Consider the following 14,800-nt stretch of genomic DNA (forward strand, 5'->3'; position numbering starts at 1 on the left):
GATAGGCATTAGATGACTTGCACGGTGTTGCGCAGATGGCCGACACCGCTGATTTCCACCTCGACGATGTCGCCATGCTTCATGTAGGCGGGCGGATCGCGCCGGTCGCCGACCCCGCCCGGCGTGCCGGTGGCGATGATGTCGCCCGGATTGAGTGCGGTAAAGCTCGACAGATAGGCGATGATGACGGGCAGCGTGAAAATCAGGTCGGAAATCGGCGCCTGCTGGACGATCTCGCCGTTGAGGCGCGTCGTCAGTTGCGACTGGGTGATGTCGGCAATCTCGTCCGCCGTGACCAGCGCCGGGCCGAACACGCCGGTATCGGCGAAGTTCTTGCCCGGGGTCCACTGGTGGGTATGGCGCTGCCAGTCGCGCACGGTGCCGTCGTTGAAGCAGGCGTAGCCGGCGATGTGCGCGAACGCGTCGGCTTCGGCGATGTCGGTGCCGCCCTTGCCGATCACCACCGCCAGCTCGCCCTCGTAGTCGAACATCTTCGATTTGCCGCCGGGGAAGCGCATCGGCGCGCCGTCGGCGGTCAGCGTGTCGGCGAAGCGCACGAAGATCGAGGGATGGGCCGCGTCCGGCCGCTTGGTCTCGGCCACGTGGGATTTGTAATTGAGGCCGACGCAAAAGATCTTGCGCGGATTGCCCACCGGCGGCAACAGCTGCACGTCGGCCAACGCCAGCGTGGCGGGCTTGCCGGCCACCGCGGCGGCCAGTTCCGGCAAGGCCTGGGCGTCGAGCACGGCGCGGATGTCAGGATAGCGCGCCAGCGTGGCGGCATCCGGCACGATGATCTGGGTTCCGGTCAGGACGCCATAGGCGGCGGTCCCGTTATGTTCATATGCGACTAACTTCATGGCAGGTCTCCTTTGTTCTCGATGGGCTGGCTGAACCAGAGTTACCGACGAGTGTAGGACATGCTACGATATGCGAGAAGATAGCGTTCCGACATTTCAGCTATTCAGAACAGGCATAACGGAGGGGCGGTGGATTACGCAGCATGGAAACTGTTTATCGATGTCAGTGAGCTCGGCAGCTTGACCAAGGCCGCCGCCGCGCATGAGACCACGCAGCCGCATATCAGCCGCCGCATCGGGGAACTGGAACGCGTGTGTGGCGCCCGCCTGTTCCAGCGCAACGGGCGCGGCGTGGTGCTGACGGAACTGGGGCGCCGCATCGCGCCGCTCATCCGCAACTGGATCACCCAGACCGAGCAATTGGCCAACGATATCCAGGCCACGGCCGGCACCCCGGTCGGCACGGTGCGCATGGGCATCTTGCCGTCGACCGCCCACCCCCTGGTCAGCGCGCTCTACCATCAATTGAAGCAGCGCTATCCACTGATACAGCTGGTCGTGCGGGAGGGACAGGGCTCGCAGCTTGAAACCTGGCTGGATAACGGCGACGTCGATCTGGCCATCCTCTACCGGCACAGCCCGACACCCAACCACGGCGACATTTATTTGTCGCGCGTGCCCACCTTCCTGGTGGGACCGGCGGGCGATCCGCTGACGCGCGCCGAGACCGTACGCTTCGAGGTCCTGGACCGGCTGCCGCTGGTGCTGTTCTGCCGCCCCAATTCCTGGCGCGACAGGCTCGACCAGCTTGCCGCCGAGCGCGGCATCGTGCTGGATGTGGCGGCCGAAGCCGATTCGCTGGCCCTGCAAACGAGGATCGTCAGCGATGGAGGAATTTATGCGCTACTGGGCCCGTATGCGATCGCAGGGGCCCACGTTGACTTGCGCCTGCAGGCGGCGCGGGTGGTGGAGCCGGACTTGTCGCGCCATATCGCCCTGGCCATGTCGCGCCACGGCCATCTCAGCCTTGCAGGGCGCGCGGTCATGAAATTGATCGAGGATGGCGCTTCGGCCGGCTGGTGAGAAATGAGCCGGCGGCCGGAACGCCTGCGCACGCGCGGCCCCGTACCGGCGCAGGCGCGCGGCCGATCGCCTGAGAAGGCGACCGGACCGGCTTATTTCAGGCGGATAGGCTTGCGGTAGGGAGCAAACGGCGGCGCCGGGAACTGCGCCGTGGCATAGGCCTTCTGGAAGCACTCGGCTTTCTTGTTCTGCACGTCGGCGGTGGAACTGGTGACCTTGCCCTGGGCATCGAGCACCAGCACCACGATCACCGGGTACTTGGACAGGCCGTGGCAATCGCCTTTTTCATCGAGCTTGTTGGCGTTGTTGTAGTTGATCGAGATTTCCTCGTACTTGCTGGCCTGCTCGTTGGGGAACTGGGCATTGAACTTGTTCATTTCCCCCGCGAAGGCCGGGTTGGATGGCGGCTGCGGTTCATTGTCATCGGGCTTGGCGCCCATGGTCTGGCAACCTGCGGCAAGCAGCATGGCGGCGCACGCGGCGCTCAGTTTCATCAAGTGGTTACGCAAGATTTTCTCCTTATAGTAGCGTGTTGTCGCATTGTACATATTGCTTATACCATGCGGCGCACGAAGCGTCACTTTCCAGAGCGAAGTCTACGTGCGCGGCACCACGCAAGCCGTCATCGACGGCAAGGCATGCGCGTCGGCCCCATTTCCGTGGGCCTGGTCAAAACGCCTTGCGTCTGCGGCTGCGCACCGCGCCTAACAGGAGCAGCCCGCCCCCCAGCATGGAATACGTTGCTGGCTCGGGCACTGCCAAGGTCACGCTATCGACCGTGGTGTAAAAATAGACCGCATTATAGTTACCATCCCGCCAGGTCAGATTGAATGAACCAGTGAACCGGTCCGGCGGTAAAAACCTCGGCAAACTCGTGTCGGCGAAGACGCCCGCATCACCACTGAGGAAAAGTTCCGCAGTGGCCGTGGTGGTGGCATCGTAGGCATGGGTTGCGGACACTCCCAGGCCGTCACCAGCCCATGACACATGGCCGTCAATCACGCTCAGGCCCGCAGGAGAAGAGCCTGGCGCCAGGTTGTCATCAAAGCGATACCCCCCACTGTTCGCGAAAACCAGATGTACGCTGCTGCTATAGGCCGCGAAGCTGACGTTCTCATTGGAGGTAAAAGTGGGCACTTCACTGGTATCGACAAAAAATGAACCGACGATGGTGGAATTGGATAGAAGAGTCGAGACCGGCGCGCCTGCTGGCATATTCGCTGCGGAGGTAGGACCGTTCCGGTCCCAATATTCGACGGACGTCGCATGCGATACAAAGTTGTATTGCAACACCTCGGCATGGCCCGCCATGGAGAGTGGCAACAAGGCCAGCAACGACAGTTTCCGCAAGTACCCGTTTTTACACATGGCCGCCCCCAATGTTGTTAATTGAAGAAAGATTTTAACCAGAAAAAAATTTTTCTGTAGCGGATCGCCAAGCGCGCGCGGCAGCCGTTTCGCTTCGGCCACCAGCACGTGCCGCCCTGCACTGTCCATAAAAGAACCGCAGCACAGGCTGCGTATTGGGTGGAGATGGTGCGTATCAGGAGGGCTTGCGCTTACGTCGCTGTGCTGCGCCAATCAGCAGCAGGCCGGCGCCCAGCATGGCGCAGGTCTCCGGTTCCGGGACGGCCAGGGCGACGCTGTCCAGGCGCCCCACATAGACGATGTAGTTGCGTTGATCATCGCCCCAGTTGAGCGTAAATGGCATGGCCAGTGAAGTTGTATTGCAGTACCTCGGCATGCGCAGCAGCCGACAACGCCAGGAAAGACAGGCCCGCAAGAGCTTTATTCCATTTCATTATAAATCCCTAATTTTGTTTAATGAGCACTTATCTTATTATAAAAGCAATTTTTCGTGCAGTTTTTATTTGATTCCCGTCTTGCCCCTGCCACATCCCATTTCGCCCCATAATGCTGGGCAACTGACAGGGTCGCGCTTAGGCTGGCGTTATCGGATCAACCACAGCGGACAACGCCATGACGCCCTCCACGCAGCGCCTCTACTTCCTCGACTGGATACGCATTTACGCCTTCATCATTCTGGTGTTCTACCATACCGGCATGTATTACGTGAGCTGGGACTGGCACGTCAAAAGCCCCCACGCCAGCGGCCAGATCGAGCCGCTGATGATGCTGTCCTCACCCTGGCGCCTGGGATTGCTGTTCCTGATCTCGGGCGTGGCCTCGGCCTGGATGCTGACCCGCACGCCGGTGCGCAGCTTCCTTGGCCAGCGCAGCTGGCGCTTGCTGCTGCCGCTGGTGTTCGGCATGCTGGTGATCGTGCCGCCCCAGCCCTACTTCGAAGTGGTGGAAAAGATCGCCTACCAGGGCAGTTACGGCGACTTCATGCGCCTCTACCTGCAGGCCTACCATGGCTTTTGTCGGGGCAATGACTGCCTGGAGCTGCCGACCTGGAACCACCTGTGGTTCGTGGCCTACCTGTGGGTCTACACCATGGTGCTGGGCGGACTGGCGGTGCTGGCCGGCGGCGCCGTGCAGCGCGTGCCGGACCGCATGGGTGCATGGCTGACGGGCTGGAAACTGGCCGCGCTGCCGGTGGCCGTGCTGTGGGCGGCCCGCATGCTGCTGGCCGACAGCTTCCCCTCCACCCACAACCTCACCTGGGACTGGTACAACCACGCCCTGTACCTGTTCCTGTTCCTGCTGGGCGCCCTGATCGCCACCCAGCCGCGCATCTGGCAGGAGATGGAGCGGCAGCGCTGGCTGGCGCTGGCCCTGTGGCTGGGCGCCTGGGCCGTCGTCGTTATCGTCAATACGCTGCCGGAGGGTGTGCTGAGCGAAGCCCAGGTACGGCTGTGGCGCCCCCTGTGGCGGCTCGCCTATTGCTGCGACCAGTGGGCGCCCATCATGGCCCTGTGCGGCTTCGGGCGGCGCCACCTGAACTTCGACAGCAACCAGCGGCGCTACCTGACCCAGGCCGTGTTCCCGGTCTATATCCTGCACCAGACCCTGATCGTCAGCATGGCGCACTGGCTCAAGCCGGTCGGGCTGGCGCCCTTCACCGAAGGCATGGTGCTGGTGATACTGACCCTGGTGCTGAGCTTTGCCGGCTTCGAGATCGTGCGCCGCATCGCGCTGCTGCGCCCTCTCTTCGGCCTGGGCCGCATGGCGGCCCCGCAGCAGCTGGACGCCGCCCCGGCGCGCCGGCAGGCGGCCTGACTACTTCACGAAGATCAGCTTGTGCTGGGCCGGCTGCGGCAGCAGCTGCGTGGGCCGCCCCTCCAACCAGGCGCTGCGCCCGTCCAGGAAGTACGGCGACAGCGGATGTCCGCTCTGCCCGCCCGGCATGTTGAAGATGCCCTCCTCCTCGCGGCCCGGCGACACCGCCAGGCGCTCCGACTGGCCGAAGCTGGGGCCGGACACGCGCGGCATGTGGGCGTCGCCCGGCAGCTGGTCGGGACGCACCCGCAGCCAGCTGCCCAGCAGCGGTATGGCCGAGGCGAACGGATGGGCGCTGGTGGCCGTATTGCGCTGTCCCCAGGTGGCGGCCGACAGCGGCTGCTTGTCACGGGTCAGGTCGGCGATCACGCGGTCGACGGCCGCCAGCTGCAGCTCATGCCAGCTCTTGTAGCGGGAAGGCAGCCAACCGGGCGGCTGCTGCTCCAGCAACCGCGCCACCACCTCCGGCCAGCGCGCCGTGATGCTGGCGAAGCTGGCCTTGGGATCGATCCTGGCCAGCTCCGCGTTGGCGTTCTCGAACAGGATCTCATACACGGCGTACATATAGCCGCGCGCGATGCGGTAGCCGACCGACTCCACGCTGGCGCGCCCGCTCCAGCTGGTTTGCAGCAGGCGCAGCGCCTCGGCGCGCTGGGCGTTGCCGGCCACGGCCTGGGCGTCCAGCGCGGCAATGGCCCGCTCGCGCCAGCCGGACAGGAAGATGGCGCGGTCGTCCAGGCCGATGGCGTAGACGCTCTGCACATCGGTCCTGCGGCCCAGCGCGGTCAGCCCGTCGCGCACCTGGTGGGTACGCGCACCCAAATCGTAGCCGCCGTCGCCGATCAGCTCAGCCCCGGCGCCCGCCAGCTGGCGGCTGTTGGCCGTGGCCAGCTGGCCAGAGGCCGGATTGACCACGCGCGGGTACTCGGCCGGCGCCAGCCAGCCCTGCCACTGCCCGGCCTGGTCGCCGGCCTGGAGCGGATAGGTGGTGGCGATGCCGGTGGCGCCACGGCGCGGCAAGGGGCCGGCGATGGTCCAGCCGATATTGCCCTGGTCGTCGCCGGCCACGAAGTTCTGGGCCGGGATGCCCATGGTGGGCGCGATCGCCAGCGCCTCGTCCAGGGTATCGGCATCCTCCAGCTTGCGGATATTGACGTTGACGGCGCCCGGCAGGTGCGCGGTCCAGTGCACGGCATAGCTGCGGCCCAGCGCTGCGCGGATGGGACCGAGCGAGGTCTCGCGCACCACCAGCTTCTCGGCCGGGGCGCCCTTCACCAGGATGGTTTCCTCATGCCGTACCGGCGTCTCCCAGCCGGCCTGGGTCCGGAACTGGCCGGGCCTGGCGGCGTCGGTGTCCAGCGCCACCAGGTCCAGGTAGTCGCCGTAGCTGTTGGTATAGCCCCAGGCCACGTGGCCATTGCTGCCGACCACCACCACCGGCGCGCCGGGCAGGGTCACGCCCACCACGCGGCGCTGACCGCCCTTCCCGTCCGGGAATTGCAGCGCGGCCCGGTACCAGATCACCGGCAGCGAAATCCCCAGGTGCATGTCGTCGGCCACGATGGCGCGGCCATCCTTGCTGCGGCTGCCGGCCACCGCCCAGTTGTTACTGCCGACCATGTGCTGGTATTCGGCCATGGCCCCGCCCATGGCGGCAGCCAGGGCCGGCTTGGCGGCCGGTGTGCCCGCCGGAGGCGGCAAGCCCCACCACGAAGGCGCGCTGGCGGGCAGCGGCGCCTCCTGTCCGGCCGCCACGGCGGGCGCGCCGGGCGCCAAGTCCAGGGGCGCATCCCAGCGCGTGATTTCCGGCGCCAGGAAGGCGCGCTGCTCCGCGGTGGCGTGTTCCCGCAGCCAGCCACGCGCCAGTTCGCGGCTTTCCAGGTTGCCCTGCAAGTCAAAGTACATGGCCCAGATCACCAGCATGGAATCGGACGGCGCCCACGGGCGTGGGGTACTGCCCGACAGCACATATTCAAACGGCCTGGCGGCCAGCGCCTGCAGGCCGGCGTTGACGCCGTCCGCATAGCGCTGCAGCAGTGCGCGGTCGGCGGCCGGCAGCGCGGCGATGGCCGCCTCGGCGCGGGCGCGGAAGCGGTGCATGCGGTGCGCCTTGTCGACTTCCAGCGCACGGGCGCCAAACATCTCGGACAATTCGCCGGCCGCCACGCGGCGCAGCAAGTCCATCTGGAAGAAGCGGTCCTGGGCGTGCACATAGCCGGTGGCGTAGGCCACGTCGGCCCGGCTGCCGCCGCTGATCAGCGGCACGCCATGGCCATCGCGCGCCACGCTGGCCCCGGTGTCCAGGCCCGGCGCCGTGATCTGGCCGTCCAGCTGGGCCAGGCTGGCGCGCAAATACAGCCATGCGCCCAGCACCGCCAGCACCATGAATCCCAGCAACGTCCAAAGGACGCGCTTGCCCCACACCATCCAACCGCTTTTACGCATGGCATCTCCGTTAAAGATGAAGGGGATGGTGCCAGAGACCGATGGCGCGGGCAACAAATAAGGTGCCGGCGCGCCGGTCTGGCCGCCAGACGGGGCCTGTTTCATGCCTGCTGGCCCTCGCGCAGCATGCCGATCCGGCGCGTCCCCCTGGTAAGAGGCATGCCGCACAGACGTGCGTGAACGCGTCCCTCACCATGGCAGCGACACCTACACGAAAGGATATGCCATGGACCGCACTCCCGACATGCAGGACTGCATAGACGCCTGCACCAATTGCCATCAGGCCTGTTTGCAAATGGCCATGACCCACTGCCTGAAAATGGGCGGAGCGCATGTGGAACACACGCACTTGCGCCTGATGATGGATTGCGCCCTGCTGTGCCAGGCCTCGGCCGATTTGCAGCTGCACGGCTCGCCGTTCGCGCGCCGCCTGTGCGCGCTGTGCGCGGAAGCCTGCCACGCCTGCGCCTACAGCTGCCGCGAGCTCGATGGCATGGAAGAATGCGTGCGCGCCTGCGAGGCCTGCGAACGCAGCTGCCGCGCAATGGCGGCAGCCGAATGAATCAATACAGCTCTCGCGCCACCTGGCGCACGGTGTCCAGCAGCAGCCGGGCGCCGGGCGACAGCAAATGGCCATCCACCGTGATGATGCCGAAGGCGTCCATGCGGCACGGCAGCTCGATAGGCAGGATGCTCAGCACCCCGCGTGACTCGTAATAGCGCGCCACCGCGATCGGCATCACGTTGAGCGCGTCGGTTTCCTGCAGCAGCGGCACGATCAGCAGCATGGCGGTGGTGTCGATCACGTTGACCGGCACTTCCAGCCCGGCGCGGCGGAACATCAGCTCGCAGCGCGCGCGCAGGATGGAGCCTTGCGGCGGCAATATCCACGGCTGGCCGGCGATATCCTTCAACTGCAGGTTGCGCGCGCCCATCAGCGGATGGCCGGTGCGCACCACGGCGCAGGCCGGTTCGTCGCTCAGCTCCTCGTAGCTCAGCCCCGCCGCGCTCTGGCGCTCCGGGATGCGGCCTATCATGAAGTCCAGGCGGCCGCGCTGCAGCTGCTCCAGCAGGATATTACTCTGCTCCATTTCCACGCCTATGCGCAGGCGCGGCGAGGTCTGCTTGATCTTGGTGATGGCGCGCGGCAGCAGCGCTATGCCGGGCGTCATGATGGAGCCGATATCGACCTGGCCCGTCAGGCCGGACTTGATGGCGACGATGTCCTCGTGCGCCAGGGACAGGCTGGTCAGGGCCATGCGCGCGTGGCGTATCATGGTCTCGCCGTAGATGGTCGGTTCCATGCCGCGCGGCAGGCGCTCGAACAGCTGCACGTCCAGCATTTCTTCGAGGTCCTTGAGCTGCTTGGACGCGGCCGGCTGCGTCATGTGCAGTTCCTCGGCGGCGCGGTGGATGTTGCGCTGCTCGTCCAGCGCGATCAGCAGCAGCAGCTGGCGCGTCTTCAGGCGCGCACGGAGGAACCAGTTCGGGTTAGTTTCCATGGGAGGAATGATATCATCATCGATATCGAAGTCGCGCTCTAATTACGCATTTCGATATCGATTTGACACCTTACTTGGCGGCCGCGCAGGCTGCGCTGGGGTTGGCCGCCGGACCTTCCCTGGTCTGCGGCACGAAGGCAATGGAGCCGTCGGCATTGTAGTGCAGCTCCTCCACCGCCACCGAACGGCGGTATTCGCCGCCGCCGGGCAGTTCCGCGTTATGGTAAAAGATGTAGGACTTGCCGTTGAAGTCTACGATGGCCTGGTGGATGGTCTTGACCTTGCGGTTCTTCTTCATGATCACGCCGCCGAATGTCCACGGGCCGGTCGGGCTGGGACCGGTCATGTAGGCGGTCTCCTCGGGGAACTCGCGCGAGTACGACAGGTAGTAAGTGCCGTTATGCTTGTGCAGGTAGGAGGCTTCGGTAAAACGGTCCACGCCCACGGTGTGGATGGGGCCATCGAACTCGATCATGTTGGGCTTGAGCTTGGCCCACTTCAGCACCGTGTTGCCCCAGTAAAGATAAGCCTGGCCGTCATCATCCTGGAACACGGCGGGGTCGATATCGTCCCAGGTGATGGGCGTTTCACGTGTCATGTCGTTGGTGACCAGGGCGCTCCCGCGCGCATCCACGTAGGGGCCTTCTATCTTGTCCGCCACCGCGACGCCGATGGCGTGGCCGGGGATGGTGGCGTGATCCACGGTGGAATAGAAATAGTATTTGCCGTCGCGCTTGGTGATGTCGGCCGCCCAGGCGTGGCCCTTGGCCCACTTGAAGGTGGCGGCCTGCACCGGCGAACCCTCGTCCTTCCAGTTCTTCATGTCGCAGCTGCTGTACAAACGCCACTGGTTCATCACGTAGTCCGGGCTTTTCGGGGTGGCTTCATCCACGCCGACGAACAGGTAGACCTTGCCGCCTTCCACATAGGCCGAGGGATCGGCCGTAAACAGGTGTGGGAACAAGGGATTGGCGGCGTGGGCGGCCAGGGCGGCGGCGCCGAACATCGCGGCCAGCGTGTAGTGCGCGGCTTTTTTCAACATGGGGGATCTCCCGATCTGCAGTCATTATTTTTTTGGTCCGGCCCCGAGGGCCAGCAGGCGCTGCACCAGGCAGAAGATGAACAGCAGCGCGCCGATCACGATCTTGGTCCACCACGAGCTCAGGGTGCCGTCAAAGGCAATCAGGGTTTGTATGGTGCCCAGCACCAGCACGCCGGACAGGGCGCCGGCAACATAGCCGTAGCCGCCGGTCAGCAGGGTGCCGCCTATCACCACCGCCGCGATAGCGTCCAGTTCCGTGCCCTGGGCATGCAGGCCATAGCCGGACAGCATGTAGAAAGAGAACAGCACCCCGGCCAGCGCGGCGCAAAAGCCGCTGAAGGCGTAGATCAGCACCTTGGTGCGGCCCACGGCCAGGCCCATCATCAGGGCCGATTGCTCGTTGCCGCCGATGGCGTACACGGCGCGGCCGAACGGCGTGTAGTGCGCCACATAGATGGCCAGCGCCAGCATCAGCACGGCAATCACCACGCCGGGCGAGACAAAGCCGTCCAGCAGCGGCAGCTGGGTCTGCGACATGGCCACGAACATGGGGTTGTCGATGGTGACGGAGTCTATGCTGATCAGGTAGCACAGGCCGCGCGCCAAAAACATGCCGGCCAGGGTGACGATGAAGGGCTGCAGCTTGAAGTAGTGGATCAGCGCGCCCATGAAGGCGCCGAACAGGGCGCCCATCAGCAGCGCCACGGCAATCACCAGCAGCGGTGGCCAGTGCGCGGTCTGCAGCAGCCAGGCCGAGACCATGGTGGTCAGTGCCAGCACGGAACCGACCGACAGGTCGATGCCGCCGGACAGGATCACGAAGCTCATGCCGACCGCGATCACCAGCAGGAAGGCGTTATCGATCAGCAGGTTGAAGATCACCTGCTCCGACAAAAAGCCGGGATAGGCGCTGCCGCCGGCGGCCAGCAGCACGATCAGCAGGAACACGGTGACCAGGGAAGTGAAGTACGGCGAGGCCATGATGGCCCGGCCACGTAGCGCGAGTGTCGTCATGATGCGAGAGCTTTCAGGCGCGGCGCGGGAAGGCCCGGCGCCACATGGTCTTGAATTCGGCCGATTGCGACAGGCACACCAGGAACACCACCAGCGACTTGACCACCATGTTGATCTCGGGCGGCAGGCCGATCGAGTAAATGGTGTAGGTCAGGGTCTGGATGATGAGGGCGCCGATCACGCTGCCCACCAGCGAGAATTTGCCGCCGGCCAGCGAGGTGCCGCCCAGGGTCACGGCCAGGATGGCGTCCAGTTCCAGCAGCAGGCCTGCATTGTTGGCGTCCGCGCTCTTGATGTTGGAGGTGATCATCAAGCCGGCCAGGCCGGCGCAGGCCGAGCAGAAGATGTAGACAAAGAACACCAGGGCCGCCGTCTTCAGGCCGGCCAGCCGCGCCGCCACCGGATTGATGCCGACCGACTGGATGAACAGGCCCAGCGCCGTCCTGCGCATCAACAGCATGGTCACCGCGAATACGGCGGCCACCACGAACAGCGCCACCGGCAGGCCCAGCAAATAGCCGCTGCCAAGGAAGAAGAAGGGCTTGTAGTAGACCGTGATGATCTGGCCGTCCGTCATCAGCTGGGCCAGGCCGCGCCCCGCCACCATCAGGATCAGGGTGGCGACGATGGGCTGCAGGCCCAGGGTGGAGACCAGCAGGCCGTTCCACAGTCCGCACAGCAGGGCCGCGCCCATGGCGGCGGCCAGCGCGTAGCTCATGGGGATGTGGCTGACATATTCCGGCACGCCGTTGTTCATCACCATGTCGCCGCCTATCAGGGTGGCGGCCACGGTGCCGCTGATGGCCACCACGGCGCCGACCGAAATGTCGACGCCGCGCGTGGCGATCACCAGCGTCATGCCGATGGCGGCCAGCATCAGCGGCGCGGCGCGGTTGACGATGTCGATCAGGGCGCCGTACAGGTGGCCATCCTTGACTTCCAGGTGGAAGAAGCCGGGCACCATGATCAGGTCGACCAGCAGCAGGATGGCCAGCGCGGCGATGGGGCGGAACAAAGGATGGCGTACAAACATGGAGACCTTGCGTGGTTCGGTCACGGCGGAGGAAGCGGCCGACAGCCTGGCGGCGCCGGCCTGGTTCAGCGGGCTGTTCATCAGTGCGCCTCCCCGGCCGCGATCACGTGCAGCACCGAGGTGTCATCGAGCTCGCCGCGCTGGTATTCGCCGCAAGCCTTGCGGTCGCGCATGACCACCACGCGGTCGCTCAGGCGCAGCACTTCCGGCAGCTCGGACGAGATGAACAGGATGGACAAGCCCTTGCGGCACAGCGCGGACACGTAATCCATGATCTCCTGCTTGGCGCGCACGTCGATGCCCCGCGTCGGCTCGTCCAGTATCAGCAAGTGCGGCTCGGTCACCAGCCAGCGCGCCAGCAGCACTTTCTGCTGGTTGCCGCCGGACAGGGTGCCTATGGGCGTTTCGATGCTGGCGGTCTTGATGCCCAGTGCCTTCACGTATTCCTGGGCCAGGGCCTGCTGGCGCTTGAGCGGAATGGCGCGCAGCATGCCGCTGCGGGCCTGCAGCGCCAGGATCAGGTTTTCGCGCACCGACAGGTCCAGGATGGCGCCTTCCAGCTTGCGGTCCTCGGAGCAGAAGGCGATGCCGGCCGCGATGGCGTCGCGCGGGCTGGTGAAGTTGGTTTGCTTGCCGTCGATGCTGATGCTGCCGCTGTCGGCCTTGTCGGCGCCGAACAGCAGGCGCGCGGTCTCGGTGCGGCCGGAGCCCAGCAGGCCGGCCAGGCCCAGCAGCTCGCCGTGGTGGAAATCGATATCGGTGGGCGTCAGGGCGCCCTTGCGGCCCAGGCCCCGGGCCTGCATGAAGGGCGCGCCGCGCTGCACCGCGCCAGCGGCGGCGCCGGCTGGCGAACCCGGTTCGGCGGCGTCGTCAGCCTGCCCTATCATCTTGTTGACCAGCGCCAGGCGCGACAGCTCGGCGGCCGGGTACTCGCCTTCGCGCTCGCCGTTGCGCATCACGGTGATGCGGTCGGAAATGGCGTAGGTCTGGTCCAGGAAGTGGGTCACGAACAAAATGGCCATGCCCTCCTCGCGCAGCTTGCGCAGCGCCGCGAACAATGTCGCCACTTCCGATTCATCCAGGCTGGAGGTCGGCTCGTCCAGGATCAGCACCTGGGCCGACACGCTGAGCGCGCGCGAAATCGCCACCATCTGCTGGATGGCCAGCGGGTAGCGGCCCAGCGGCTGGGTCACGTCGATGTGGATCTGCATGCGCGCCAGCAGCTCGGCGGCGCGCTGGTGCATGGTTTTCCAATCGATGAAGCCGAATTTGCGCGGATAGCGGCCGATGAAGATATTCTCCGACACCGTCAGGTTCGGACACAGGTTGACTTCCTGGTACACGGTGCTGATGCCCAGGTCCTGGGCGTCCTGGGTGGACGTGGGATGGATGGCGCGGCCACCCAGCACGATCTCGCCCGCATCGGGCGTGTAGATCCCGGTCAGCACCTTGATCAGGGTGGACTTGCCGGCGCCGTTCTGGCCCATCAGGGTGTGCACCTCGCCCGGATACAGGCGCAGCGCCACGTCATGCAGGGCGCGCACGCCGGGGAAGGACTTGCTGATGCCGCGCAGCTCCAGCACCGGGGCGCGCGCAGGCGCTCCCGTGGCTGCGGCAACGGCTTGCGCAGTATTGCTCATGGCGCCTTCGGTCAGTATTTACGGTTCGGGAATTCCTTGGCCGCGGTTTCGGCCGGGAACACGCCTTCCTGCGTGGTGATGCGCTTGGCGACCGGCTTGCCGGCCACCACGTCGCGCGCCAGCTGCATCAGCTGGGGTCCGAGCAGCGGGCTGCATTCGACCGTGACGTTGAGCTTGCCGGCGATCATGGCCTCGAACGCGCCCTTGACGCCGTCGATGGAGATGATCAGGATATCCTTGCCCGGTTTCAGGCCCGCTTCCTCGATGGCCTGGATGGCGCCGATGGCCATGTCGTCATTGTGCGCATACAGCACGTTGATCTTCTTGCCTTCCGCCTTGAGGAAGGCTTCCATCACTTCCTTGCCCTTGGCGCGGGTGAAGTCGCCGGTCTGCGAGCGTATCACCTTGAGCTTGGGATTACCGGCGATGACTTCATCGAAGCCCTTCTTGCGGTCCAGCGCCGGGGCCGAGCCCACGGTGCCCTGCAGTTCGACGATGTTGAGCACCGGCTGCGGCAGGGTCTTGGCCTTTTCCACCAGCCAGCGGCCGGCGCGGCGGCCCTCCTCCACGAAGTCGGAACCGATGAAGGTGGCGTACAGCGAGGGGTCGCTGACCTTGACGGCGCGGTCGGTCAGGATCACCGGTATCTTGGCGGCTTTCGCTTCACGCAGCACGGTGTCCCAGCCCGATTCCACCACGGGCGAGAAGGCGATCACGTCGACGCGCTGGGCGATGAAGGAGCGCAGCGCCTTGACCTGGTTTTCCTGCTTCTGCTGGGCGTCGGCGAACTTGAGGGTGATGCCCTCGGCCTTGGCGGCGTTCTTGATGGAATTCGTGTTGGCGGTGCGCCATTCACTTTCCGCTCCCACCTGGGAGAAGCCCATCACCAGCGGCTTGGCGGCAAAGGCCTGCGGGGCGGTAACGGCAAAGGCGCCCATGACGGCGGCGGCCAGGAAAGTCCTGCGAGTGGATATCATTTCAGTCTCCAAAATGAATTTTTATATATCTGTTCTGCATGGTAAAAGAAACATAAATATCTAGCTAATGACATTTTTGTT

Annotated in this window: 13 protein-coding genes and 1 pseudogene; 3 read left to right on the forward strand and 11 right to left on the reverse strand. The window is 65.1% G+C overall.

The genetic code is table 11. The features are described 5' to 3' along the window. Nucleotides 1-8: 8 nt before the first annotated feature. Nucleotides 9-860 carry a fumarylacetoacetate hydrolase family protein gene (locus tag ACLB1G_RS03630; RefSeq protein WP_491625824.1) on the reverse strand — a complete coding sequence of 284 codons (852 nt, stop codon included), beginning with the start codon at nucleotides 858-860 and terminating at the stop codon, nucleotides 9-11. Between the two features lie 129 nt (nucleotides 861-989). Between ACLB1G_RS03630 and ACLB1G_RS03635 the strand changes: the two genes are divergently transcribed. Continuing rightward, nucleotides 990-1,883 (forward strand): LysR family transcriptional regulator, encoded by an 894-nt coding sequence (locus ACLB1G_RS03635; protein ID WP_491625825.1) that lies wholly within the window; start codon nucleotides 990-992, stop codon nucleotides 1,881-1,883. A gap of 92 nt (nucleotides 1,884-1,975) precedes the next feature. On the opposite strand, the gene ACLB1G_RS03640 is transcribed toward ACLB1G_RS03635, so the two are convergent. The 3 genes and pseudogenes from ACLB1G_RS03640 to ACLB1G_RS03650 form a co-directional block, all read right to left on the reverse strand. Continuing rightward, on the reverse strand, nucleotides 1,976-2,392 hold the full coding sequence (locus ACLB1G_RS03640; RefSeq protein WP_491625826.1) for a hypothetical protein: 417 nt from the start codon (nucleotides 2,390-2,392) through the stop codon (nucleotides 1,976-1,978). A gap of 160 nt (nucleotides 2,393-2,552) precedes the next feature. Further along, nucleotides 2,553-3,359 carry a PEP-CTERM sorting domain-containing protein gene (locus tag ACLB1G_RS03645; RefSeq protein WP_491625827.1) on the reverse strand — a complete coding sequence of 269 codons (807 nt, stop codon included), beginning with the start codon at nucleotides 3,357-3,359 and terminating at the stop codon, nucleotides 2,553-2,555. A 67-nt stretch (nucleotides 3,360-3,426) separates the two neighbouring features. Next, a pseudogene (locus ACLB1G_RS03650) lies at nucleotides 3,427-3,516 on the reverse strand (PEP-CTERM sorting domain-containing protein); the annotation flags it as partial. A gap of 347 nt (nucleotides 3,517-3,863) precedes the next feature. Between ACLB1G_RS03650 and ACLB1G_RS03655 the strand changes: the two are divergent. Beyond that, nucleotides 3,864-5,066 carry an acyltransferase family protein gene (locus tag ACLB1G_RS03655; protein ID WP_491625828.1) on the forward strand — a complete coding sequence of 401 codons (1,203 nt, stop codon included), beginning with the start codon at nucleotides 3,864-3,866 and terminating at the stop codon, nucleotides 5,064-5,066. Here ACLB1G_RS03655 and ACLB1G_RS03660 read toward each other — a convergent pair whose 3' ends face one another. Then, nucleotides 5,067-7,511 (reverse strand): penicillin acylase family protein, encoded by a 2,445-nt coding sequence (locus ACLB1G_RS03660; protein WP_491625829.1) that lies wholly within the window; start codon nucleotides 7,509-7,511, stop codon nucleotides 5,067-5,069. A gap of 226 nt (nucleotides 7,512-7,737) precedes the next feature. On the opposite strand from ACLB1G_RS03660, the gene ACLB1G_RS03665 reads away from it, so the two are divergent. Continuing rightward, a complete protein-coding gene (locus ACLB1G_RS03665) occupies nucleotides 7,738-8,073 on the forward strand; it encodes a four-helix bundle copper-binding protein (RefSeq protein ID WP_491625830.1) in 336 nt (111 codons plus the stop codon). A gap of 1 nt (nucleotide 8,074) precedes the next feature. Here ACLB1G_RS03665 and ACLB1G_RS03670 read toward each other — a convergent pair whose 3' ends face one another. The 6 genes from ACLB1G_RS03670 to ACLB1G_RS03695 all read right to left on the reverse strand — a co-directional run bounded on the left by ACLB1G_RS03670 (nucleotide 8,075) and on the right by ACLB1G_RS03695 (nucleotide 14,719). Beyond that, the gene (locus ACLB1G_RS03670; protein ID WP_491625831.1) at nucleotides 8,075-9,013 is read right to left on the reverse strand and encodes a LysR family transcriptional regulator; all 939 of its coding nucleotides are present in this window, start codon (nucleotides 9,011-9,013) and stop codon (nucleotides 8,075-8,077) included. A gap of 70 nt (nucleotides 9,014-9,083) precedes the next feature. Next, entirely contained in the window at nucleotides 9,084-10,055 is a 972-nt protein-coding gene (locus ACLB1G_RS03675) for a glycoside hydrolase family 43 protein (RefSeq protein WP_491625832.1), read from the reverse strand. Nucleotides 10,056-10,079: 24 nt separating this feature from the next. Beyond that, nucleotides 10,080-11,069, reverse strand: coding sequence for a galactofuranose ABC transporter, permease protein YjfF (yjfF, locus tag ACLB1G_RS03680; RefSeq protein ID WP_491625833.1), 990 nt, complete (start codon nucleotides 11,067-11,069; stop codon nucleotides 10,080-10,082). A 13-nt stretch (nucleotides 11,070-11,082) separates the two neighbouring features. Continuing rightward, complete coding sequence (locus ACLB1G_RS03685; RefSeq protein ID WP_491626024.1) at nucleotides 11,083-12,102, reverse strand: ABC transporter permease; 1,020 nt, start codon at nucleotides 12,100-12,102, stop codon at nucleotides 11,083-11,085. Nucleotides 12,103-12,182: 80 nt separating this feature from the next. After that, a complete protein-coding gene (locus ACLB1G_RS03690) occupies nucleotides 12,183-13,742 on the reverse strand; it encodes a sugar ABC transporter ATP-binding protein (RefSeq protein ID WP_491625834.1) in 1,560 nt (519 codons plus the stop codon). Nucleotides 13,743-13,753: 11 nt separating this feature from the next. Then, nucleotides 13,754-14,719 carry an ABC transporter substrate-binding protein gene (locus ACLB1G_RS03695; protein WP_491625835.1) on the reverse strand — a complete coding sequence of 322 codons (966 nt, stop codon included), beginning with the start codon at nucleotides 14,717-14,719 and terminating at the stop codon, nucleotides 13,754-13,756. Nucleotides 14,720-14,800 lie beyond the last annotated feature (81 nt).

The organism is Duganella kummerowiae (assembly GCF_053572355.1).